The 22,512-nt window shown below is 76.6% G+C and carries 21 protein-coding genes and 2 pseudogenes; 14 read left to right on the forward strand and 9 right to left on the reverse strand.

Annotation, left to right across the window (positions count from 1 at the left end; all coding sequences use genetic code 11):
* Positions 1 to 12: 12 nt before the first annotated feature.
* Positions 13 to 696 (reverse strand): GOLPH3/VPS74 family protein, encoded by a 684-nt coding sequence (locus tag AB6N23_RS00435; RefSeq protein WP_412863711.1) that lies wholly within the window; start codon positions 694 to 696, stop codon positions 13 to 15.
* Positions 697 to 851: 155 nt separating this feature from the next.
* Here AB6N23_RS00435 and AB6N23_RS00440 point away from each other — a divergent pair, with 155 nt between their 5' ends.
* Positions 852 to 1,316: a hypothetical protein gene (locus AB6N23_RS00440; protein WP_412863713.1), complete on the forward strand. Its 465-nt coding sequence runs from the start codon at positions 852 to 854 to the stop codon at positions 1,314 to 1,316.
* Positions 1,317 to 1,427: 111 nt separating this feature from the next.
* Here AB6N23_RS00440 and AB6N23_RS00445 read toward each other — a convergent pair whose 3' ends face one another.
* Together AB6N23_RS00445 and AB6N23_RS00450 are read right to left on the reverse strand one after the other, a co-directional pair.
* Positions 1,428 to 1,820 (reverse strand): cupin domain-containing protein, encoded by a 393-nt coding sequence (locus AB6N23_RS00445; protein ID WP_378202688.1) that lies wholly within the window; start codon positions 1,818 to 1,820, stop codon positions 1,428 to 1,430.
* Positions 1,821 to 1,913: 93 nt separating this feature from the next.
* Complete coding sequence (locus AB6N23_RS00450; protein ID WP_412863715.1) at positions 1,914 to 2,744, reverse strand: hypothetical protein; 831 nt, start codon at positions 2,742 to 2,744, stop codon at positions 1,914 to 1,916.
* A gap of 160 nt (positions 2,745 to 2,904) precedes the next feature.
* Between AB6N23_RS00450 and AB6N23_RS00455 the strand changes: the two genes are divergently transcribed.
* The gene (locus tag AB6N23_RS00455) at positions 2,905 to 3,846 is read left to right on the forward strand and encodes an alpha/beta hydrolase (RefSeq protein WP_412863717.1); all 942 of its coding nucleotides are present in this window, start codon (positions 2,905 to 2,907) and stop codon (positions 3,844 to 3,846) included.
* Positions 3,847 to 3,862: 16 nt separating this feature from the next.
* Here AB6N23_RS00455 and AB6N23_RS00460 read toward each other — a convergent pair whose 3' ends face one another.
* Positions 3,863 to 4,618 carry a DinB family protein gene (locus AB6N23_RS00460; RefSeq protein ID WP_412863719.1) on the reverse strand — a complete coding sequence of 252 codons (756 nt, stop codon included), beginning with the start codon at positions 4,616 to 4,618 and terminating at the stop codon, positions 3,863 to 3,865.
* A 346-nt stretch (positions 4,619 to 4,964) separates the two neighbouring features.
* Between AB6N23_RS00460 and AB6N23_RS00465 the strand changes: the two genes are divergently transcribed.
* The 3 genes from AB6N23_RS00465 to AB6N23_RS00475 all read left to right on the forward strand — a co-directional run bounded on the left by AB6N23_RS00465 (position 4,965) and on the right by AB6N23_RS00475 (position 8,874).
* Positions 4,965 to 7,091, forward strand: a complete 2,127-nt coding sequence (locus AB6N23_RS00465) for a hypothetical protein (protein WP_412863721.1) — start codon at positions 4,965 to 4,967, stop codon at positions 7,089 to 7,091.
* Positions 7,092 to 7,144: 53 nt separating this feature from the next.
* Complete coding sequence (locus AB6N23_RS00470; protein ID WP_412863723.1) at positions 7,145 to 8,068, forward strand: hypothetical protein; 924 nt, start codon at positions 7,145 to 7,147, stop codon at positions 8,066 to 8,068.
* An 83-nt stretch (positions 8,069 to 8,151) separates the two neighbouring features.
* On the forward strand, positions 8,152 to 8,874 hold the full coding sequence (locus AB6N23_RS00475; protein WP_412863725.1) for a hemerythrin domain-containing protein: 723 nt from the start codon (positions 8,152 to 8,154) through the stop codon (positions 8,872 to 8,874).
* Between the two features lie 37 nt (positions 8,875 to 8,911).
* Here the strand turns inward: AB6N23_RS00475 and AB6N23_RS00480 are convergent, their stop codons facing one another.
* Both AB6N23_RS00480 and AB6N23_RS00485 read right to left on the reverse strand, forming a co-directional pair.
* Positions 8,912 to 9,316 carry an HNH endonuclease gene (locus tag AB6N23_RS00480; RefSeq protein WP_412863727.1) on the reverse strand — a complete coding sequence of 135 codons (405 nt, stop codon included), beginning with the start codon at positions 9,314 to 9,316 and terminating at the stop codon, positions 8,912 to 8,914.
* Between the two features lie 56 nt (positions 9,317 to 9,372).
* Positions 9,373 to 10,083 (reverse strand): DUF4386 domain-containing protein, encoded by a 711-nt coding sequence (locus tag AB6N23_RS00485; protein ID WP_412863729.1) that lies wholly within the window; start codon positions 10,081 to 10,083, stop codon positions 9,373 to 9,375.
* A gap of 110 nt (positions 10,084 to 10,193) precedes the next feature.
* Between AB6N23_RS00485 and AB6N23_RS00490 the strand changes: the two genes are divergently transcribed.
* The 6 genes from AB6N23_RS00490 to AB6N23_RS00515 all read left to right on the forward strand — a co-directional run bounded on the left by AB6N23_RS00490 (position 10,194) and on the right by AB6N23_RS00515 (position 15,548).
* A complete protein-coding gene (locus AB6N23_RS00490; protein WP_412863731.1) occupies positions 10,194 to 10,892 on the forward strand; it encodes a TetR/AcrR family transcriptional regulator in 699 nt (232 codons plus the stop codon).
* 289 nt (positions 10,893 to 11,181) lie between these two features.
* A complete protein-coding gene (locus AB6N23_RS00495; RefSeq protein ID WP_412863733.1) occupies positions 11,182 to 12,216 on the forward strand; it encodes a polysaccharide deacetylase family protein in 1,035 nt (344 codons plus the stop codon).
* A 147-nt stretch (positions 12,217 to 12,363) separates the two neighbouring features.
* The gene (locus AB6N23_RS00500; protein ID WP_412863735.1) at positions 12,364 to 13,383 is read left to right on the forward strand and encodes a glycoside hydrolase family 11 protein; all 1,020 of its coding nucleotides are present in this window, start codon (positions 12,364 to 12,366) and stop codon (positions 13,381 to 13,383) included.
* A gap of 278 nt (positions 13,384 to 13,661) precedes the next feature.
* Positions 13,662 to 14,630: a hypothetical protein gene (locus tag AB6N23_RS00505; protein WP_412863737.1), complete on the forward strand. Its 969-nt coding sequence runs from the start codon at positions 13,662 to 13,664 to the stop codon at positions 14,628 to 14,630.
* 175 nt (positions 14,631 to 14,805) lie between these two features.
* Positions 14,806 to 15,312 carry a DUF2975 domain-containing protein gene (locus tag AB6N23_RS00510; protein ID WP_412863738.1) on the forward strand — a complete coding sequence of 169 codons (507 nt, stop codon included), beginning with the start codon at positions 14,806 to 14,808 and terminating at the stop codon, positions 15,310 to 15,312.
* Entirely contained in the window at positions 15,312 to 15,548 is a 237-nt protein-coding gene (locus AB6N23_RS00515; protein WP_412863740.1) for a helix-turn-helix domain-containing protein, read from the forward strand. The genes AB6N23_RS00510 and AB6N23_RS00515 overlap by 1 nt, the downstream gene beginning before the upstream one ends.
* Positions 15,549 to 15,570: 22 nt before the next feature.
* Here AB6N23_RS00515 and AB6N23_RS00520 read toward each other — a convergent pair whose 3' ends face one another.
* The 3 genes from AB6N23_RS00520 to AB6N23_RS00530 form a co-directional block, all read right to left on the reverse strand.
* Entirely contained in the window at positions 15,571 to 16,191 is a 621-nt protein-coding gene (locus AB6N23_RS00520) for a hypothetical protein (protein WP_412863742.1), read from the reverse strand.
* A gap of 29 nt (positions 16,192 to 16,220) precedes the next feature.
* Positions 16,221 to 18,569 carry a glycoside hydrolase domain-containing protein gene (locus AB6N23_RS00525; protein ID WP_412863744.1) on the reverse strand — a complete coding sequence of 783 codons (2,349 nt, stop codon included), beginning with the start codon at positions 18,567 to 18,569 and terminating at the stop codon, positions 16,221 to 16,223.
* Between the two features lie 199 nt (positions 18,570 to 18,768).
* Complete coding sequence (locus tag AB6N23_RS00530) at positions 18,769 to 19,941, reverse strand: hypothetical protein (RefSeq protein WP_412863746.1); 1,173 nt, start codon at positions 19,939 to 19,941, stop codon at positions 18,769 to 18,771.
* Between the two features lie 328 nt (positions 19,942 to 20,269).
* Between AB6N23_RS00530 and AB6N23_RS00535 the strand changes: the two are divergent.
* From AB6N23_RS00535 to AB6N23_RS00545, 3 genes and pseudogenes are all read left to right on the forward strand, one after another.
* A pseudogene (locus tag AB6N23_RS00535) lies at positions 20,270 to 20,797 on the forward strand (RNA polymerase sigma factor); the annotation flags it as partial.
* Between the two features lie 797 nt (positions 20,798 to 21,594).
* Positions 21,595 to 22,266, forward strand: a complete 672-nt coding sequence (locus AB6N23_RS00540) for a zf-HC2 domain-containing protein (protein WP_412863750.1) — start codon at positions 21,595 to 21,597, stop codon at positions 22,264 to 22,266.
* Positions 22,263 to 22,512, forward strand: a pseudogene (locus tag AB6N23_RS00545) (dihydrolipoamide succinyltransferase); the annotation flags it as partial. The gene AB6N23_RS00540 and the pseudogene AB6N23_RS00545, both read left to right, overlap by 4 nt.

Genomic DNA, 22,512 nt, shown 5'->3' on the forward strand with positions numbered 1-22,512 from the left:
TCCGGGCGACGGTCAGCCGGCGGACGCGCCGGCCGCCGCCCCGCCGGCCACCACGGCGGCGACGACCGCCGCCTCGACCGCCTCGACCGCCTTGCGCGCCGCCTCGCCGCCGACGTCGCCCGCGGCGACGGCCTTCGCGCGGGCCCTGAGCTCGCGGTTCGGCACGCCTGTGCCCCGCAGGACCTTCGGCACCGCGTCGACGGCGGACAGCAGCGCGACGAGCGACGCCTCACGCGCGGTGGGCGCGCGTCCCGCGACCAGCACCTCGTGCAGGCCGCGGCGCACCGCGGCCTCGTGCGACGCGTCGACGGCCGGCCACGACGTCGTCGGGAAGATGCCCAACACACGGCCGTGGTCGGCGCGGAGCAGCCCGCGCGCGACGAGCCGCTCGTAGAGGCGCTCGCGCAGGCCCTTGCGGATGTGGTCGAGCACCGCCGTCGGCGACGCTGCGCCGCGGGCCGCCGCGCGGCGCAGCGCCTCGTCGAGGACCTCCTCGCCGAGCGGCGTCGGGTCGACGACCTCGAGGGTCGTGCGGCCGAACAGGCCCGGCGACCTCTGCGCGGCCAGCCGGCCCTCCGTCGCGAGCTCCGCGATGACGGCGCCCGCGACGGCGATGTCACGTCGCGTGCCGTCCAGGACCGCCTTCCCGGTCACGTCGTCGGTCAGCAGCAGCAGGACGTCCTCGGCCACGATCATGAGGTCACCGTAGGAGCCGGCGGTCCCCGCGGGGATCGGTCCAGGGGACGACGCGTGCCGCGGCCGGGGCGCGCCCGCGGCACCCGGCGGGCGGGACGTCGGCTACCTTCTGCGCCGGAGGGCCCGGCGACGGGCCCCGGACGGGAGGACTGCGCGTGCCCCGCTCCCCCGCCGGTGGCGACGCGCTCGTCCTCCTGGTCCTCGACGCCGCATCGGGGGGCGAGGTCGCGGGCACCCTCGACGTGGCCGGCGGCCTGCTCACCCCCGCGCGCCGCACGTGGACCGTCCGCCCGGTCGTCGCGGAACGGCGCGCCTACGTCGACCTCGAGGTGCACCGCACGGGCGTCGACCTCTCGCTCGAGCGCCTCAACGGCTGGCACCGGGCCGTCGTGCCGCTGATCCGCGTGCAGAAGGGCCACGACGCGAGCCAGTCGGCCGAGCTGTTCCGGGCCCTGGCCGCCGTGCTGGAGCGGCACGGCCCGCGCGATCCCGGGCGTGCGATCCCCCGGCTCGCGGCGCAGGGCCGCCACCTGGCCGAGGGCGGAGCGGTGCGGTCCTCGCCGCTGACCGCCCTCCCGCGCGGTGGCGCGTTCGGGTTCCTGGCGACCGACTGGTCGTGAGAGGCCGCCGGCTCCTCGCCGCGTCGCACCACCGCGCCGCGGCGACGGGTCCGCCGCCCCGGCCGTCGGCGACGACGTGGGACGACGGACCCGCGGGCCGTCAGGGGGTGCTCACTCCGTCGGCGGCTCGTCCTCGCCGGACTCCTCGGCGGCGTCCGCCTCCTCCTTCGTGGCGTGCACGGCGCCGTCGGCGTGCTCCGGCGGGCCGTAGACCGTGTAGAGGATCAGCGGGTTCTCGCCCGTGTTGACGAAGTTGTGCTTCTTGCCCGCCGGGACGACGACGAGGTCGCCCTGCGCGACGTTCTTCTCCCGCCCGGAGACGATCGCCTTCCCCGTCCCGGAGACGAACGTGAGGATCTGGTCGATGTCCTCGTGGACCTCCTCGCCGATCTCACCGCCCGGCGGGATCGTCATGACGACGAGCTGCGTGTGCTGCCCGGTCCACAGCACCCGCCGGAAGTCCGCGCTCTGCTCGGCGACGGTCGCGATCGTCCAGTGCTCCATGGGTGTGCTCACCTCTCGGTCGGGGTCGACGTCCTGGTCATCCTGCTGCGCACCGGCCGGATCCGCCTGCGGACACCTCGCCGCACCCGACGGCTACCGGCAGCCGACCCGCTCGGTGTCGAACGTGATGTCGTCCATCCACACGTCGAACCGCTCCGGCGTCGTCCCGCCCTGGTAGAGCTGCCAGCCGACCTTGATCGTGTCCGCGACGGGCAGGACGAAGTCCGTGTCCGCCCCGCCGTGGTCCGTGCCGGTGACCGTCAGGTCGGGCTGCGCGACGCCGTCGAACCACACCGAGACGCGGTCGTCCGGCGCGGACCACTCGAACTCGACGCACTGCCACCGGTCCTCGACGGTCGGCGCGGACTCCTGCCAGCGCGTCCAGTCGCCGGTCGGTCCGCCGTCCGCGCCGACGCCCCAGAACGTCGCGTCCGGGCCGACGGTCGGCGCGAACTGCCCGCCCAGCGGCCGGACGATCTCGGGGCTGCCCGAGCCCGTCACCTCGACGAGCGTGAAGTGCGCCCAGTCCGGCGCGGTCGGGAAGTCGTCGACCTTCAGCCGCAGCCGTCCCCAGAAGCTCTCGCCCGGTGCCGCGAAGTCGTGCACCTGGAGGAACGCCATGCCGTTGTCCTCGGTGTGCACGTGCAGCGCCCTGCCGGTGCGGCCGGCGCGCTCCACCTGCAGCGTGCCGTGGCGGGTGACGACGCCCCAGTCGAGGCTCGACGCGCCGCCGAGCGGCTGCCCCTCGAAGTCCTCGCAGAAGAGCGCGTCGAGGCGGTCGCACGGGCCGCGCTGCCCGTGGTGGCCGGGGCCGCCGGGGTGGCCGAACCGGCCGTCCGGCGACGCCGCCGTCGCGGCCGGCACCGCGGCCAGCACCGACGCGGCCAGCAGGCCCGCCGTGAGAGTCGTCCTGATCCTGTTCATGCGCTGCCCCCTGGGACGTGACGTGACGTGCGAGGCCTCGCAACCTACGCAGCACCGCGGGCGCCGGGAGCGACCTGAAACGATTGGTGGCCAGGCCGGCGGCGCGGACGCCCCCGCACCGTCCCGCCGGAGCGCGCGACCGCCCCGCTACGGTGAGGCGATGGGACCCGACCGGTACGCGGGCCTGGTCCGTCCGCCCTCCGTCCGCCCACCCGTGTCCTCGTCCGTCTGGCGGTGGGACGACGTGGACGTGCACCTGCTGCGCCTCGGCGATCCCGACGCGCGCGTCCGGGTCGTCCTGCTCCACGGTGCGGGCGGCAACGCCGCCGCGCTGCGCCCCGTCGCCGAGCACGTGTCCGCGCTCGGCGTGCACGTCACCGTCCCCGACCTGCCCGGGTACGGGAAGACGCGGGCACGCGACAGCCGTGTCCGGTACGGGCACTGGCAGCGGATGACGGCGGACCTGCTCCGCGCCGAGGACGACGACCGGCCGCTCGTCCTCATGGGCGCCAGCATGGGCGGACTGCTCGCCTACGAGGCGGCGGAGGTGACCGGCCTCGCCGCGGCGGTCGTCGCCACGTGCCTGCTCGACCCGGGGGACGCGGCGGTCCGGGCGCGCCTGACGTGGCACCCGCTCATGGGGCGGGTCGCCGGCCCGGCGCTGCGGCTGCTGGCCGGGCCGCTCGCGTCCGTCCGAGTGCCCGTGCGCTGGGTCGCCGACATGGGGCACGTCGCCAACGACCCGTCCGTGGTCCGCGCCGTCCTGGGCGACCCGCGGGGCGGGGGCGGCCGGGTGCCGCTCGGGTGGATGCGGTCGTTCCTCGAGCTGAGGCTCGCGGTGGAGCCGGAGCGGGCGCGGACGCCGCTGGTCCTGACGCACCCCGCGGAGGACCGCTGGACCCCGGTCGCGCTGAGCCGGCGCTTCCTGGACCGGGTGGCGGCGCCGACCGAGGTCGTGCTGCTGGACCGGTGCGGCCACTTCCCCGTCGAGGAGCCCGGCCTCGGCCAGCTCCTCGCGGCGGTCCGGCGGACCGTTGCCGCCGTCGCGGGGCGGGACGTCGGTGACGGCGGGGACGAAGCGACGGCGGACGCCGCACGCTGACGCGCCGCGGGTGGCGTCAACCCACGGCCCCCGCCTCGATCGCGTCCAGGTCGCGCAGCGCGTAGCGCAGGTGCTCCCACTCCTCCTCGAGGATCGTGCGGACGCAGGACAGCGTCGTCTCCTGCACCTGCGGGGCCCACGGGTTGCGACGCGGCGCGGCGAGCTCCTCGGGGGTGACGCTCGTGAGGAAGTCGCCGACCATCGCGACGCGTCCCGCCCGCACCGCCAGCACGTCGGCGTACGCGGGCGTGCCGGGCGCGAACACCGACGGGTCGTACCCGTCGAGCGCGTACTCGTCGTTCGGCTGCCCGATCGGGTGGTACGGCGCCTCGACCTCGAGGACCGCCCCGCGCAGCCACGTGTCGGTGGCCATGACGAGGTGCCGCAGCGTCTGCGCGAACGACCACTCCCCGCCGACGGAGACGTCCACGGTGCCGGCCGGCATCGCGGCCGCGCGCGCGACGGCGGCGTCCCACGCCGCCTGCAGCGCGGCCCAGGCGGAGCGCAACCCCTCCGGGTCGTCGGCCCGCCGCAGGGCACGGCCGGGGAACCGGCGGTCCAGCTCCGCGTCGACCAGCGGGGCGACGTCGACGCCGTCGACCAGCAGCGTGCCGCCCTCCAGGAGCCACGGGGACTCGATCTCGGCGCCGGCGATGTCGACGCCGCGCATCACGACGCCCGACAGGTCCGCCCCACGGAACCGGGCACCGCGCAGGTCGACGCCGACGAACTCCGCACCGCGCAGGTCGTCCGACCGTCCGAACGTGGTCACGAGGCCTCCTCCGACGAGCGCCCGGCGACGGCCCGGACCCGATGCGGCGACCGTAGACCCGGGCACCGACACCCCGGCACCCCCAGCCGACGGCCCTCGCCGGCGGCTCCCGACCGACCCGGCCGCCGACCCGGCCGTCGCCGGGTCGGCGGCGACGCACCGGCGGCTGTCACCGCGTCCACCGACCGCTCCACCGGGTGAGACACATTGGTCCGATCGGGTGAACGTGCGGTCTCCTGTGGGACGCGACGACGACCCCGCCCCACCCGGGCGGCCCGCTCGGCGCGCGCCCGGCACCGGGCGCCGATCCTCGTCGCCGCCCTGACCGTCGGACGTGGAGAACACCGTGCCCGCACACCGCCTCGCCCCGCGCCCGGCCCGCCGGCCGCGGCTCCCCCGTCGGCTCGCCGCCGTTGCCGCGGCGCTCACCGCCGTCGTCCTGGCGGGCACCTCCGCAGTCGCGGCCGCCCCGCACGACACGACGACGGCCGCCGGGACGACCGCGCCGACGCCCGCACCGACGGGCACCGCCGACCCGACGGCCACCCTCGCACCGCCCGCGGCGCCGGACCCCGCGGCCACCACCGCCGCGCCCCCCACGGCCGCACCCACGGCGTCGTCCCCCGCCGGCCCCGCTACCCTCCCCGACCCCCTCGCCGACCGCTCCCTCGACGGCGCCCCCGACGGCAGCACCGACGCCCCCGGGATCGACGCCACCACCGGCGCCACCACGACCGGCGCCGAGTCCCGCCTCGTCGCGCGCGGCACCACGATGCTCGGCCAGTTCGTGAGCCGCGGCGACCGGCCCAGCACGGAGCAGGCCACGCAGGCCGCCGAGGACCGGCTCGACCGCCGGCTCGACGCCCAGCGGGTGTACGTCCGCTGGGACGAGGACCTGCAGGCGCCGGGCACCACGACCACGGTCCAGCGCGGGCGCGTGCCGATGCTGTCGGTGCTGCCCCGCCGGGGCGACGGGTCGGTGGTGCGCTGGTCGACCATCGCGAGCGGCGGCGTCGACGAGCGCATCCGGTCGCACGCGCGCCAGGTGAAGCAGCTCGGCCCGGCGGTCTACCTGACGCTGCACCACGAGCCCGACCTCGCGGGCTCCGCGTGGGGCACGCCGGCCGAGTACGTCGCCGCGTGGCGCCACTACGTGGAGGTGTTCCGCGACGAGGGCGTCACCACCGTGCTGTGGACGTGGCTGCCGTCGGCGGGCGCCCTGACGAAGCCGAACGGCGACCCGACCGCCAAGGGCTTCTACCCGGGCGACGACGTGGTCGACCGCATCGGGTCCGCGATCTACAACTGGTTCGGCTGCCGCGAGGGCAGCACGACGCAGTGGCGTCCGCTGGAACGGGTCGCGTCGGGGCTGCGGACGTTCGCGGCGAACCACGGCAAGCCCGTGGTGCTCGCCGAGTGGGGCTCCGTCGAGGACCCGGACGACCCCGGACGCCGGGCCCGGTGGCTGCGGGACGCCTTCGCGTACTTCGCCACGTGGACGGACCTCGAGGTCGTCTCCTACTTCGACACCGCCGGCACGTGCGACTGGCGGCTCGGGTCGGGCGCCGCCGCCGACGCGTACCGCGAGCTCGCGGCGGCCCCCGAGCTGCGGCCGCGCCCGTCCGCGTGGCTCGAGGCGTCGCGCACGCAGGGCGCGGGCTCGCTCACGGTCGAGCTCTCGGGCGACCGCAGCGCCGGCGCCCGGTCCGCGACGGGACGCGGCGTGCAGTCGTGGTCGCTCGACCTCGGCGACGGCACGAGGCGCTCCGGCACGGGTCGTCCGCCGGCGTCGCTCACGCACACGTACGGCGTCGGCACGTTCACGCCCACGCTGCGCGTCACGGACTCGGGCGGCCGGACGGCCACCGACGTCCGCACCGTCTCCGTCGCGGCGGCCCCCGTGGTCACCGGCGTGCAGGAGCGGGACGTCACGACGACGGCGGCCGACCTGTACGCGTGGGTCGACACGCGCGGCGTCGCCGGGTCCGTGCGCTTCCAGTGGTTCGCCGGCTCGGCCCGCGTGGGCAGCAGCACGCTCCAGGCCGTCGCGAAGGACGGGCCGCAGGAGATCCGCACGGTCCGCCCGCGCGGCCTGCGGCCCGGCACGGCGTACCGCTGGACCGTCACCGTCACCACGAAGGCGGGCTCCGCGACGCGCGAGGACTCCTGGGTGGCGCCCGGGCCCCCGACGGTCCGCTCCGTCGGGCCGGCGTCGGTCTCCGCGACGTCCGCGGACCTCAAGCTGCGCGTCCACCCGAACGGGGTCGCGACGACCGCCTGGATCGAGTGGGGGCAGTCGGGCACCGGCCGCCGCACGCCGACGCTGTCGCTCGGCGCCGCCGGGTACGAGCGCGGCGAGGAGCAGACCGTGTCCGGCCTGTCGCGCCGCACGACGTACCGCTACCGCGTCGTCGCGGAGAACGCGCACGGTCGCACGGTGGGTCCCGTGCGCACGTTCACCACGGGCGGCTGACCGGGTGCCGGCCGCCCCTTGACGTCCGTCCCACCCGGAGGACGATCGGCAGGATGGACGTCCTCGCGTGGCTGCTCGACTCCGACCCGGCACTGCGCTGGCAGGTGCTGCGGGACCTGACCGACGCCCCCGCCGACGAGGTCGCGCGCGAGCGCGCCCGCGTCGCGCACGAGGGCTGGGGCGCGCAGCTGCTCGCCGCCCAGGACCCCGACGGGCGGTGGAGCGGCGGCACGTTCTTCCCCGAGTGGGTGTCGACCGAGGCGACGCTCCGGCTGCTGCGCGACCTCGGCCTCGACCCGGCGAGCCCCGAGGCGCGGCGCGCCCTCGCGCCCGTGCACGAGGCGGCCCGGTGGGAGTACGACCCGACCCTGCGGTTCTTCGAGGGGGAGGTCGAGCCGTGCATCAACGGCCGCACGGTCGCGATCGGCGCGTACTTCGGGCAGGACGTGCGCGGCGTCGTCGACCGGCTGCTCGGGGAGCAGATGGCGGACGGCGGGTGGAACTGCGAGCAGGAGGACGGGTCGACGCGGGGGTCGTTCGACACGACCATCAACGTCCTCGAGGGCCTGTGGGAGCACGAGCGGTCGGTCGGGCCCGACGCCGCGGTGACCGACGCGCGCGTCCGCGGGGAGGAGTACCTGCTGGACCGCCACCTGTTCCGGCGCCGCTCCGACGGGACGGTCGGCCAGGACCGCTGGCTGCGGCTCGCCTGGCCGAACGGCTGGCGCTACGACGTCGGCCGCGCGCTCGACCACCTGCGCCTGACCCGGCCCGCCCCGGACGAGCGCGCGCAGGAGGCGCTCGACGTCCTCGTCGCCCGCCGGGGGTCGGACGGCCGGTGGGCGCCCGACGTCGCCCACCACGACCGCCTCCTCGTCGACCTCGGCGAGCGCGTCGGCGCGCCGAGCCGGTGGCTGACGCTGCGCGCTCTGCGGGTGCTCCGCTGGGCGGGCGTGCCGGCCGACGGGTCCGCGTGAGGCGCGCGCACCGGGACCGCGCCTCGCCGGGCCCCACCACGGGCCCCGACCTAGCGTGGTCGCCCCCGGCAGCAGGAGGAGCCATGCACGCGTCCATCGCCGACCAGAGCGTCGCGGAGCTCGGCGGGCGGCTCAGCGTCCTGTCCCGGCAGCGCGCGGACCACGTCCACCTCGACCGGCTGCTGCACGACCTCGACGGCGCCACCGGCGAGCGCCAGCAGCAGGTGCTGCTGCGCCTGTACCGCCTGGTGTTCCCCCACGCGTTCGCCGAGGAGTCGGTGCTGTGGCCGCTCATGCGGCGCGTCCTGCCCGACGGTGAGGCCCTCACGCTCGAGGTCGAGCGCGAGCACCAGGAGGTCAACGAGATCGTCACGCGCCTGGAGCGGACGCCCCCGGACGACCCCGCGCGCGGCCCGCTGCTCGACCGGCTCGCCGCCGTGCTGCGCGAGGACGTCCGCGACGAGGAGGACGAGCTGTTCCCCCGGCTGCAGGCCGTCACCGACCGGGGGCAGCTGGTGCGGCTCGGGTTGCTGTGGGAGGTCGTGCGGCGGGTCGCGCCGACCCGCGCGCACCCGGTCGTGGCGCGCCGTCCACCCGGCAACGTCATCTCGGCGCTGCCCCTGTCGGTCGTCGACCGGCTGCGGGACGTCGCCGACGCGGTCGTGCCGTACGCGCCGCAGCGCGTGCGCCCGGCCCTGCGGGCGACGAGCCGGGGCCTGGGGTCGGTCGGGCACCTGGTCGAGCGCGTCCCGTTGCTGCGGATCGGCGAGGACCCGTCGACGCGCGTGGCGGCGTCGGCGGCCTGACGTCGCCGCGGGTGCCCGCCCTGCCGCCGGCACCCGGTCAGGCGTCCCGTGGCCCCCCGCGCCGCCGCCGCAGCCGCCGCTGCTGCGCGACGACGTACTCGCGCGCCCGGCGTTGCCCGCCACGCTCCGCGATGGCCCGCGCGAGCGCGTCCAGCGACCGCTCGACCGCGCCGACGTCGGGCGACCAGCCGCGCCGCTCGCACTCCTCGAGCCACTCGACGACCGCGCGGTGCCCCCGCTGCCCGTTGCACCGCCGGCACGCGGGCACCTCGTTCTCGAGCCACGACGGCCCGCCCCTGGCGCGCGGGACGAGGTGCTCGCGCGTCGGCGGGACCAGGCCGCCGAAGGCGCGCCCGCACCACACGCAGCGCGCGCCGTCCCGCTCGACGGCGAGCCGCAGCCGCTCGGCGCGGTGCGCCTGGCGCGGCTCGCCGGGGGTCATCCGTCGACGCTACGTCGCCCGCCCGGCACCGGCACTGGCACCGGCACCGCGATGGCTCACGCGTGCGCGGCGGCCGGCGCGGGGACGGCGGCCGGCAGGTCCCGCGCGGTCCTGCGGCCCGCCCGCAGCAGGTGCACGGCCAGGCTCATCTCCCACACGAGGACCGGGACGGCGGCGAGGAAGCCGGGCACCGACGCGTGGGGGTACGCGCCGACGAAGATCGCGGTCGACGACGCCAGCACCAGCGGTCCACCGACGAGGCCGGTCGCGGAGATCCACCGCGGCGCGAGGCCCGCACGGCGGACGGCCCAGGCGAGCAGGGCGGTGTTGACGCCGATGGCGAGCCCGGGGCCGGCGAGGAACGTCCAGTCGTGCACCGCGACGAGGGCACGCGCGACCGCGCCGGCACCGGCGGGGTCGAGGCCCGCGGCGATCTCCTGGCGCAGGGTGACGAGGGCGAGCGTGGCGACCATGCCGACGGCGATCATCGCGGCCTCGAGCACGCGTCCGGCGAGGTACCCGGCCGCGGCGGCGGGCGTGGCGCGGCGCAGCAGCGGGTACAGCGCGACGCCGGTGCCGACGACGGCCGCGGCGGTGACCGCCTCGAGGAGCCCGCCGAGCAGGATCTGCCCGTCGGCGCCGGCACCGAGGACGTAGTCCGGGTCGGCGAGCGCCGGCTGGTACAGCGCCAGCGCGGGGATGGACGCCGCGGCGGCGACGAGGAGGAGGACGCCTGCGGAGACGGCGTGCGGCCGGATCGAGGACATGGGTGCTCCCGAGACCGAGGGTGTACGGCGTACACCTGATGCTGAGGAGGCTAGATGTACGGTGTACACCCGTCACGATGTCGGGTGGCCGGAGCGCGGAGGTGACCCGGATGGCCCAGCAGGACGAGCGCGCCGCACGCGCACCCCTCAGCCGCGAGCGCGTGCTGCGCACCGCCGTCGACCTCGCCGACGAGCAGGGCCTCGACGCCGTGAGCATGCGCCGGCTGGCCGAGCGGCTCGGGGTCGTGCCGATGGCCCTCTACAAGCACGTCGCCAACAAGGACCAGCTCCTCGACGGGATGGTCGACCTCGTCGTCGCCGGCATCGCGCCACCCCCCAAGGACGCCGGGTGGAAGGACGCGCTGCGGGCGTGCGTGCTCGCGGCCCGCGAGGCGATGCTGCGGCACCCGTGGGCCCGTCGCGTGCTGGAGGCGCAGGCCGCTCCCACGCCCGTCCTGCTCGCGTACACCGACGCGACGATCGCCGTGCTGCTGCGCGGCGGGCTGTCCGTCGACCTCGTGCACCACGCGATGCACGCGCTCGGCAGCGGTGCGTTCGGCTTCTCGCAGGAGCTGCACCAGCCGGGGCCCGGCCCCGCACCCGCGCCGAGCCCGTCCGTCGCGGCACAGCTCGCGGCGGCGTTCCCGCACGTGGTCGCCGTCGCGACGAGCCGGCCGCACGACGCCGGGTCGGTCGTCGGCGCGGGGTGCGACGACCGGTTCGAGTTCGAGTTCGGGCTGGACCTGCTGCTCGACGGGGTCGAGCGGCTGCACGCGGCGGGCTGGAGCTCGTCCGCGGACGCGGGCTGACGAGGCGACCAGCGGCCACCGCGGCGTCGATACTTTCGGGCGCGACGGGGTCGCCGGGCGTGGTCACGCTCCCGCACGACTCGTTGTGCAGCATCGCGGTGACTTAAACCTTTCGTCACCGTAACGAGGTGTTCACACCGGTCGCGCAGGTCTGCACACTCGCTGCGATATCGATTTCGACGCGGCTGCACGCCCCGACGGGATCGTGTCGGCGCCGCCCGACTCGCCGCCCGCGAGCCGGTGCGCCGCGGCAGACGTCCGTCCCTCCGTCGGCACGAAGGAGTGCACGATGACCGACACTTTCGCCCGCCCCCGCACCCGGTGGCGCCGATCCGGCCCCCTGCGCGCCGTGCTCGGCACCGCCGCCGCCGCCGCGGTGCTGGCCGGCGGGCTCGCCGCGGCCCCCGCCGCGACCGCCATCACCGGGTCCACCTGCTCCGCCGGCTACGTCGGCCTGACGTTCGACGACGGCCCCACCGCCGGGACGACGAACCAGATCATCAGCACGCTGCGCCAGTACGGCGCCACGGCGACCGTCTTCCCGACCGGGCAGAACGCGCAGAACAACGCGTCCCTCATGCAGGCGTACAAGAACGCCGGCCTGCAGATCGGCAACCACAGCTGGGACCACCCGCACCTCGTCCAGCAGTCGCAGTCGCAGGTGCAGTCCCAGCTCTCCCGCACGCAGCAGGCGATCCAGCAGACCGCCGGCGTCACGCCGACCGTCTTCCGGCCGCCGTACGGCGAGTCCAACGGCACCGTCAGCTCGGTCGCGTCGTCCCTCGGTCTGCGCGTCGTCACCTGGGACGTCGACTCCAACGACTGGAACAACGCGAGCGCCGCGTCGATCCGCCAGGCCGCCACGCGCCTGACCAACGGCCAGACGATCCTCATGCACGACTGGCCGTCCGCGACGGTCCAGGCGCTGCCCGGCATCCTCCAGGACCTGCGCTCGCGCAACCTCTGCACCGGGCACATCTCGTCGAGCACCGGCCGGGTCGTCGCCCCCGCCGGCGGCGGCACCACCACGCCGCCCCCGACCACACCCCCGCCCACCAACGGCGGTGGCGGCAGCTGCACAGCGACGGCCACGAAGACGCAGGAGTGGGGCGACCGCTTCAACGTCACCTACAACGTCTCCGCGCCGGGCAACTGGAGCGTCACGGTGTACCCGAACTCCGGCCAGTCGATCCAGAGCGCCTGGGGCGCCACCCGCAACGGCACCACCTTCACCGGCAGCGGCAGCTCGTCGTTCGGCGTCACCTACTACAAGGGCAGCCAGAACCTGAGCTGGACGCCGACGGGCGTCTGCTCGCCCCGCTGACCCGCCCGTCGGCCGACGCCCCCGCAGACCGGGCGCCGGGACGGGGCGCGCACGGCCGCCCCCGTCCCGGCTCCCCTCCACCGGTCCCCACCACCGGTCACCCGACATGCAGATCCGCACCACCTACGCACTAAGGAGTGCACACGCATGAGCACGACACTCACCGCGCCCCGGGCGCGCACCCGACGGCCCCTGCGCGCGGTCCTCGCCGGCGCCGCCGCCACCGCCCTCGTGGCCGCGGGCCTCGCCGCCTCGGCCACCCCGGCCGCCGCCCAGACGATCAACACCAACGGGGAGGGCACCCACAACGGGTTCTTCTACTCGTACTGGAAGGACCGCGGGAACGTCTCGATGACCCTCGGCAGCGCCGGGAACTACAGCACGTCGTGGAACAGCATCAACAACTGGGTCGGCGGCAAGGGCTGGAACCCCGGCGGTCGCAAGACCGTGTCGTACTCCGGCACGTTCAACCCCGGCGGCAACTCCTACCTGACCCTCTACGGGTGGACCCGCGGCCCGCTCGTCGAGTACTACATCGTCGAGAACTGGGGCACCTACCGCCCGACCGGCACGTTCATGGGCACCGTCACCTCGGACGGCGGCACCTACGACATCTACCGCACGCAGCGCGTCAACCAGCCGTCGATCGACGGGACGCAGACCTTCTACCAGTACTGGTCGGTCCGTCAGCAGAAGCGCACGGGCGGCACCATCACCACCGGCAACCACTTCGACGCGTGGGCCCGGGCCGGCATGAACCTCGGCAGCCACTACTACATGATCATGGCGACCGAGGGGTACCAGTCCTCCGGCTCGTCGAACATCACGGTGTGGGAGGGCACGTCGTCCGGCGGCGGCGGCAACACCGGCGGTGGCGGCAACACCGGCGGCGGCGGTGGCGGCAACACCGGCGGCGGCTGCACCGCGACCGCCACGAAGACGCAGGAGTGGGGCGACCGCTTCAACGTCACCTACAACGTCTCCGCGCCCGGCAACTGGAGCGTCACGGTGTACCCGAACTCCGGCCAGTCGATCCAGAGCGCCTGGGGCGCCACCCGCAACGGCAACACCTTCACCGGCAGCGGCAGCTCGTCGTTCGGCGTCACCTACTACAAGGGCAGCCAGAACCTGAACTGGACGCCGACGGGCATCTGCTCTCCCCGCTGACGCCCCGACACGGGCCGCCGGTCGCCCCCCTCACTCGCACCGGCAGCCCGCCCCTCCCGACCGCCCGGTCCGCACCTCCTCGCGGACCGGGCGGTCGCACGTCCCGCCCACGCCGGCCGCCCGACCCCGCCACCCGCTCGCCGACCTCGTCAGATGCAGGCCGACCTCGTCAGGGTTTCCTGACGAGGTCGGCGCAGACGTGACGAGGTCGCGGGCGTGTGCGGGCGGTCGTCCACAGGGGTCCGCGGGGAAGAGGGCTGGTGCGGGAGCCTCGGCGCATGCCTCGCCGTCCCGGACCGCCGTCACCCGTGCAGCTCGACGCGACCGCGCCGCCCGCCGTCCACCTCGCCGGGCAGCATCCCCGGACCGACGTCGAGCGGCTGGTGCGGCACGGGACGTGGGTACGGATCCGGCACGGCGTCTACGTCGACGCGGCGTGGCTCTCCGACGGCCCGGATGCGGACCGACGTCGGGCGCTGGCGCGGCTGGAGGCGCTGCGCCGCACCTCGCCGCGGCCACCCTTGCTGCTGCGCGAGTCGGCCGCGCTCGCGTGGGGTCTCCCGCTCGTCGTGGTGCCGGAGGTCAGCCACACGGCCGGCAGGAGCAACCCCACGTCGCACGGTGCGCGTGACGTCGTGCGGCACGTCGTCGACGTGCCGGTGAGGCACACGACGGAGCACCGGGGCTACCGCGTCACCACGTTGGAGCGGACGGCGGTCGACTGCGCCACCGTGCTGCACCCGTACGCAGCGCTGGTGGTGGCGGACGCGGCCCTCCACGTCGGCGCCGACCGCGACGTGATGCTGGCGCTGCTCGACGCCGCCCGTGGCCGCCGCGGCGTCCGGCGCGCGCGTGCGGTGCTCGAAGTGGCCGACGGCGGTGCCGAGTCGCCCGGGGAGACGTGGACCCGCTGGACGGTCCTTCGCCTCGGCTACCCCGTGCCCGAGACGCAGGTCCCCGTCGACACGGGCGGCGGTCGGTACTGGGCGGACATCGGGTACCCCGCGTGGCGGCTGCTGATCGAGTACGACGGCGCCGAGAAGTACGGCACCGACGGCCGGGACGCGGTCGCTGCACTGCGCCGGGAACGGCGGCGCCAGCTCGCCGTCGAGGACGCCGGATGGCGGGTCGTGCGGGTCACGGCCCACGACCGCCGGCACGTCGACGCGTTCGAGGCCCGGCTCCGCACCGCGCTCCCGGACGCCCCGCGGACAGCCCGCCCCCACCTCCACCCACCTCCGGCCTGACCCACCGGGCCGGAGGAGCGCGGCGGCGACGTCGTCACCTCTGCCTCGACCTCGTCAGGTAGTCGTGACGAGGTCGGCACCGGAGTGACGAGGTCGCGGAGCCGGCACGCAGGCGGATCGACCGGAGCGTTGACATGCGATAGGTTTCTATCGTTTCTCGATAGGAGGAGGGGTCATGGTCGGGTTGGGGAAGGTCGCCGTGTGGGCGTCGCGGGCGGTCGTCGTGGTGGTGCTCGCCGGGACGCTGCTGCTGCAGACGTTCATGCTGCCGAGCGTGCTGGCCGACGTCCCCGAGGAGGAGGGTGCGCTCGAGCACCTGCGCGTGCCCGTGCTGGTGATCAGCATCCTCATGGTCGCGTGCGTCCAGGTGGCGCTCGTGTGCGTGTGGCAGCTGCTGACGATGGTGCGGCGCGACACCGTCTTCTCGCGGGGCGCGTTCCGGTGGGTCGACGTCGTCATCGGGGCCGCCGTCGCCGAGTGCCTGCTGTTCCTGCTCCTCGGCGTGCTGCTCGCGCCCGGCGAGGCCGTGCCGCCGGGCGTCGTGCTCATGCTCGGCGTCGTCGGCGCGGGGTTCCTCGGCATCGGCCTGCTCGTGCTGATCCTGCGGACGCTGCTCGCCAAGGCCGTCGCGCTGGACACCGCCGCCACCACGCTGCGCGCCGAGCTCGACGAGGTGATCTGATGCCGATCGTCGTCGACATCGACGTCATGCTGGCGCGCCGGAAGATGTCGGTCGGCGAGCTCGCGGACCGCGTCGGCATCACGCCCGCCAACCTCGCGGTGCTGAAGAACGGACGCGCCAAGGCGGTCCGGTTCACCACCCTCGAGGCGCTCTGCGACGCGCTGGCCTGCCAGCCCGGCGACCTGCTGCGGCACGAGCCCGACGGCGCGCCCCGCTCGGACGACCCCGGTCGCTGACCGTCCGGTCGGGCGCGGGCGCTCAGGCCCCGGCCGCCCCCGCCGCGCGCACGCCCTCGGACCGGGCCAGCGCCTGCGGGCTCGTCGCGTCGTCCGCCGCCTCCGCGGGGCGTCCGTGCGTCGCGGCCAGCCGCTCGGCGAGCGCGTGCACGGCGGGGTCGTCCGCCGGCACGGCGAGCCGCAGGTGCCCCTCGCACGGCACGTCCGGGTCGTCGCCGCCCCACACGACGAGCCCGTCGCAGTCCGCGAGCACCGCGCGCAGGGCGGTGGTCTCGTGCGGGTGCAGCGTGCCGCCGACGCCCACGGGGTACGCGGACGGGTCGACGTGCACCGCCGTGCCCGCGGCGTGGTGCAGCGCGCGCGCCGAGTCGTCCCCCTCCGGCGCAGGGCGGTGCCCCTCGAAAGACGTCACCGGCCGCACCTCGTAGTGGAAGCGCCGTGCGACGTGCGTGAGGACGGTCGCGGCGTCCCCGCCGAGCAGCCGGACGCGGAGCCCGCTGCCCTCCACGGGGACGGTGCGCAGCGCACCCGCGAGCGGCTCCGCCAGCGGCTCGACCGGCGCGGCGGCGGCGCGCTCGAGCGGCAGGGCGACGGCCAGGCCGATGCCGGCGCCGACCTGCAGGACGGTGCGTCGTGCGATCACGTGACTCCCCCTCGTCCGGGCGGGCGCGCTCACCGCTCGGCCTCCGCCCGCAGCGCGAGCACGTCCGCGAACGCGCGCGCGACCGCCGCCAGCCGCGACCGGCGGTCCGGGTGGAGCACGTCGTCCCACGGCGTGCCCGGCGCGAGCGCGGCGCGCGCCGGCGCGAGAGCGCGGTCGGTCAGCACGGACAGGGCGGCCCCCTCGACGGTCTCCGTGCGGGAGCGGAACCGCTCGGCGAGCAGGTCGCCGTACCGCCGCTCGGCGCCCGCGGTGCCCGGTCCGCCGGTCCAGTGCGCGCGCACCGCGGTCAGCAGGTCGGCGCCGGCGCGTACGCGGGCGGCCACCAGCGGCCCGTCGACGTGCGCGACGAGCGTGCGGTTGTCGAGCGGCCCGGGGACGTCGACGCGGCCGACGTGCTCGGCGGTCCACCGGTCGGCGTCGGGGTTCTCCTCGGCGACGCGCCACCACGCCGCCACCAGCGCGACCAGGCCGCCGCCCCACCCGACGAGGTCCCCGGCGTGCGCCTGACCGCGGCGCAGGCCGGGCGGGCGGTCGAGCGCGGACTCGGCCGCGGCGGCCCAGGTCGCGAGCGGGACGTCGTCGAACGTCACGGGGTCGGTGAGCGTCGGGACGCGGCCGGGCAGCCCGGCCGCGCGCAGCGCCGCGTCGGCCACCGCCGTGAACGGGCCGTCCGCGGGGCCGAGCCACCCACGCACGAACGCCGTCTCGTCGGGCAGCCGCAGGTAGCGCAGGACGAGCCGCGCGGCGACCTCGTGCGCGCGCCCCAGCCCGCCGCCCGCGACGTGCGCGACCGCGGCGTCGTGCAGCACCGTCAGGTACGCGAGCACGGGATCGGTCACCGCTCCCGCGGTCGACAGCCGCGACACCCCCGGGTCCCGCCCGGAGGCCGCGTTCTTGTCGATCTGGATCACGCCGTCGCCGGTGCCGACGGTGATCGTCTGCACCTGCGTGAAGGCCCAGCTGCCCGGCATCGGCACGCCGGCGTTGCCGCTCCACCCCGTCGACATGCCGGCGACGAACGCGTGCCGCGCGAGCACCTCGCGCGTCACCGTGGTGCACACCTCGCGGGAGCCGTAGACGCCGACGGCGTACACGCGGCCCGCGTCCCGCAGCGCTGCGGCGACGCCGCGGAAGTACGGCAGCACGGCCGAGCGGACCTCGGCCGGGACGGCGTCGTAGTCGACCGCGAAGTAGATCGTCGTGCCCGGCGGCAGCCCCTGGTCCCACGCGGCGGCGTGCGCGCGGGCGCCCTGCGTCCGGCCGATCGCCTCGGTGAAGCTCGACAGGCTCGCGCCGTTCTCCTGGTAGATCGGGAAGAGCGTCAGGCCGGAGCCGACGATCGTCGCCCCCTCCCCCGGCTGCAGCCGCTTGTCCAGCGCGTTCGGCACGTCCGCGTTGGTGAGGTACCGGCCGACCGTGCGGTAGCCCGCCGCGAGGAGCGTCGCCGCGCGCGCCGGCGTGATCTCGGTGATGCAGTCGACCGCCGTGCCGGGCCGGTTCACGTCGCCGGTGCTGACGAGCAGCTGCGCCCACGTCGGGTAGTCGCCGTCGCCCGTGGCGGGCAGCGCGGAGAAGGCCTGGAACGTCGCGACCTCGTCGGCGAGCGCCGCCGTGAACTCCCCGGCGAACGCGACCGGGCGCCGGTTGACCAGCATCGCCGCGGTGAACAGGCGCACCCAGCGGGTCCCGGTGTCGACGTCCCCCCGCCGGACCACCGCCTGCTCGGCCAGGCGCGCGCGCGTCGTCGGCCCGAACGTGCCGGTGGCGTCGGCGTCGGAGAGGCCGAACTCGTACTGCGCGGCCACCACCAGCGCCCGCGCCACCGCCCGCGTCACGCGCCCGTCGCACGGGAGGAGGTCGAGCGCACGCGCGAACCACGTGTCGTTCACCCACTGCTGCACGGCCCGGACGGCGGACGTGCCGCCCGCGCGGAACTCGTACCGGTCGAGCGTCAGCAGGCTCTTGACGACCTTCGGCGGCATGCCGCCGGTGAACCGGGACGCGAGCCCGAGGTCCGTCGTCATGCGGCGCGCCGCCTCGCCGGTGCTCCCGCCCCACACGCCGTCGAGGGCGGCCGGGTCGTAGCCCTTGCAGATCAGCCCGGCCTGCACCAGCGCCACCAGGCGCGGCGCGGACGACGCCCCGACGTCGCCGTGCGCGGCGAGCCGCGCGGTCGTCGTCGGCCCGAAGGCGTCCGACAGCGCCGTGATGCCGAGCTCGACCTGCAGCGCGCGGACCAGCGCGCCGACCGTCGCCGGCCCGACGGAGCCGTCGACGGCGACGGGGTTCCACCCCGCCACGCCCGTGTACGTGGCGTTCAGCCACGCCTGGACCGCCCGCACCCTCGCGTCCGCCAACGGGTCCCCCTGCCCTGGAGCGGTATGAGCCGGTCGGGACGCTACCCGCGGCCGGTCCACGCGGCCCAGGGGTGGCGCGGGTGAGATCGTCCCGGTTCGTCCGGGCGGGCGCCGGCGCACGACGCCCCGGCCGCGGAAGGGGTGCGGCCGGGGCGTCGCATCGGGCTGTCGGCCGCCGAGGGGTGCGGCCGCCGCCGCGTCAGCAGCGGGAGACGGGCCCGCTGACGTTCCGCACGACGAGGTTGTCGGCGCACGGGTTCTCGACGACGCGGGCGCCGTTCGTGAGCGTGAGGTTCTGCAGCGTGATGTCGCGGTTGCCGGGGAACTCGGACCGCTCCGCGAGGCGGACGTCGCCGCGGGAGACGGTGCCGCCGGACGTGGCGAGGCTGACGTTGGTGCAGTTCTCGATGAGCACCGGGTTGTTGCCCGTGCTCGTCAGCTCCACCCGGCCGACGCGCAGGCCGCCGCTCTCGGACACGCAGAAGATGCCGCGGCCGCCGCCGCTGGCGCGGACCGTGCCGACCTCGATGTTCGTCGGGTACGCGCTGCCGACGCGTCCCGCCCGGTTGGCGATGCGGAACGCCGCGTAGCCCGTGCCGGCGCCGGCGTTCACGGCGTCGACGGTGCCGATGCGCGCGTTGATCGTCTGGTTGAGCAGCAGGCCCGACTCGCGGACGTCCCGCGCGGTGAGGGTGCCGAGCGTGAAGCCGTCGACGCCGTAGGTCTCGACCGCGTGCGACCCGGCGCCGGACACGTACGCCCGGTCGATGCTGATGTTGCGCACGAACCGGCTGCGGTCTCCGTGGTTGTCGACGCGCACGCCGATGCCGCCGCCGGACAGCCGCATGTCGACGTCGCGCAGGCGCAGGTCGTCGACGTTCCGCGCGAAGATGCCGTAGACCGGCGTGCCCGTCATCGCGACGCGAGCGACCTCGATGTCGCGGACGCCGCGCATGTAGATGCCGGCGACGTTGCCGGAACCGGACCCGCTGACGTGGATCGTGCCGCAGGACTCGAACGCGGTGTGGCTCGGCAGCGTGATGCGGGCGTTCGCGCTCATGGTGCCGCTGCCGTTGACGACGACGCGCTGCTTGCTGGTGCGGCCGGCGTCGAGGCCGTCGATCGCGCGCTGGATCGCCGTGAGCATGTCGGAGCCGGACCACAGCTCGCGCGTGCCGCGGTAGGCGCGCCACGTGCCGCCGTCCTGGACGGCGGAGCCGTGCACGGTCGACCCCGTGCAGCTGGTGCCCGGTGCGGCGTGGGCCGCCGGGGCGAGGACGAGCGACGACGCGGCGGTCGCGAGGGCGGCGAGCGCGGCGAGGGACGCGGTGCGCAGGCGGCGGGCGGGTCGGGCGAGCGGGGCGGACGGCATGCGGTCACCTCTCGTCGGGGCCGGCGGTACGGGGCGGGACGCGCGTCGGTGGGCGTCCGCGACCGGTCGGCCGGGACGACGGTAGGGCGGGGCGCGGGCGGGCACAGGGGCTTGAATCGTTTCGGAGTGCGCTTTCCGACGGTCGCCCCCCTGGCTCGTCGCCGCCCGTCGATCCGTGCCGGCCGCCCGCACCCACCCGCACGCGGCGCCCCGGTCGCTACCGTGACCACCGGCCCCATCGGCACTTCCTGTTATCCCGCTCCCGCCCGCCCGTCTCCCTGTCGTGGCGTCCGCGCCGCTGATCCCCCACGGAGAGGTCCACAGGCTCATGGCGAACCCCTCGGGCACCGCGACGGTGCTCGCCGCGCGCGCCGGCGACCCGGCGGCGGTCGACCGCCTCGTCGCCGACCACCTGCCGCTCGTCTACTCGGTGGCCGGCCGGGCGCTCGGCGGGCACGCCGACGTCGACGACGTCGTGCAGGAGACGATGCTGCGGGCGCTGCGCGGGCTCGGCGACCTGCGCGACCCCGCCTCGTTCCGGTCCTGGCTCGTCGCGATCACCGTGCGGCTGGTGCGCGACCGGCACCGTGCGCTGCGCCACGCGCCCGACGGGCCGCTGCCCGACGACGTCCGCGACCCCGGACCGGACTTCACCGACGTCACGGTCGCCCGGCTGGAGCTGACCGGGCAGCGCCGGGAGACCGCGGAGGCCACGCGGTGGCTCGACGCCGGCGACCGCGAGGTGCTCGCGCTGTGGTGGCTCGAGGCGTCCGGCGACCTCACGCGCGACGACGTCGTGCGCGCGCTCGGGGTGTCGCGCCCGCACGCCGCCGTCCGGGTGCAGCGGACGAAGGGCCAGCTCGAGACCGCCCGCGTCGTCGTGCGGGCGCTCGCCGCGGCGCCGGCCTGCGCCGCGCTCGCCGAGGTCACCGCCACGTGGGACGGGCAGCCGTCGGTGCTGTGGCGCAAGCGGGTCGCCCGGCACGCCCGCGGCTGCCCGCAGTGCGGCGTGGTCCGGGTCGGCCTCGTCGCGCCCGAGCGGCTGCTGAGCGGCATGGCGCTCGTCCCCGTCGGGCCGGTGCTCGCCGCGCTCCGCGCGCGGCTCGCGGAGAGCGGCGCGGTGCACGCCGCGGCGGGTGCGGCGGCGGGCGGCGGGGCGGTCGCGGGCGGGGCGTCGGGAGGTGCCGTCGCGGGCGGGACGACGGGCGGGGCGACGGGTGGCGCGGCGGCTGGCGCGACAGGCGCCGCCACGGGCGCCGCGACCGGCGGGTCCGGCGGGCTCCTCGGCGTGCTGGCCGGTGTCGGCACGGTGGGACGCGTCGTGGCGGCGGTGCTGGTGACGGGAGCGGTGGCCGGCGGCACCGCGGTCGCGTCGGGACGGGTGACGCCCGACGTGCCCGTCGCGGCGGCCGTCGCGCCGACGGCCACGACCGCGCCTCCCCCGGTCACGGCGTCGCCCGCGCCGGCGGCCACCCCCGACCCCGTCGGCACGCCCACGCCCCCGCCCGCACCCGCCGCACCGCCGCCGCCCGCGCCGCCCGCCGGGCGCTCGCCGCGGCCGACGAGGTCCGCCCCACCGACGACCTCACCGCACGCCTGCTCTCCCTGTGCCCGCAGGTGCCGCCCGCGCCGTCGCCGCAGGACCCCTTCGCGGTGCCGACGTCCGGCGTGCGCGGACCGGCCCTCCCGCGGGACGCGGTGCACGCGCTGCGCGGCGACGTCGTCGCACGGCGCTCCTCGCGCCGGCTGCTGCTCGGGTCCGTGGCGGGCGTCGGCGCCGTCGCGGCCGTGCTCTTCTCGCTCGGCGCGCGCCCCGTCGTCGCGCCCTCGTCGCACCCCGCGGCCGTGCTGGGTCTGCTCGCGGTCGACGGCCGCGCGGCGGAGGCCGACGCCGTCCCGGTGTCGCAGGACACGGTCACGTGGCTGCGTGCGCACGGCTGGACGTTCCCGCAGGAGCTGCCCGCCGACTGGCGCGTGCGCGCGATCCGCTGGTCCGGCGACGACCGGCGCGTGCTCGAGGTCGAGCTCGCCGCGCCGTCCGGCACGGTGGTGGTGACCGAGCAGCAGGGCCGCCTCGACACCGACGCGCTCGCGGGCGCCCCGGTCCGCACGGTCGGCGGCCGGCAGGTGCACGTGCTGTCGACCGAGCCGTGGCTCGTGGCGTGGCAGTCCGAGGCGACGGTCGTGCAGGTCGTCGGCACGGACGGCGACGAGGACGTCGACGCGATCGTCGGCGCGTTCCCGTCGGGCGGCTACGACGACACGGTCGCGGGCCGCATCGGACGCGGGTGGCAGACGGTGACGAGCACGCTGGAGACCCCGTGACGACCGACGAGCGCGAGCCCGGGGAGCCGACGTCGGGGACGCCGACGGCTGCGGAGCCGGTGGCCGCGGAGCGCGCGGCTGCCGAGCACGTGGCTGCCGAGCACGTGGTTGCCGGACCTGCACCGACGCCCCCGCCGGCAGACCTCGTGCCACCCGCCCCCGCGGCACCGGCGCTCTTCGCCCCGCCGTCGTCCTACCGCCGCGCGCAGCCGTCCGCGGCCCCCGCGGCGGGCACCGCACCGGCGC

The organism is Cellulomonas pasadenensis, from assembly GCF_047229365.1.
Classification (GTDB): Bacteria; Actinomycetota; Actinomycetes; order Actinomycetales; family Cellulomonadaceae; genus Cellulomonas.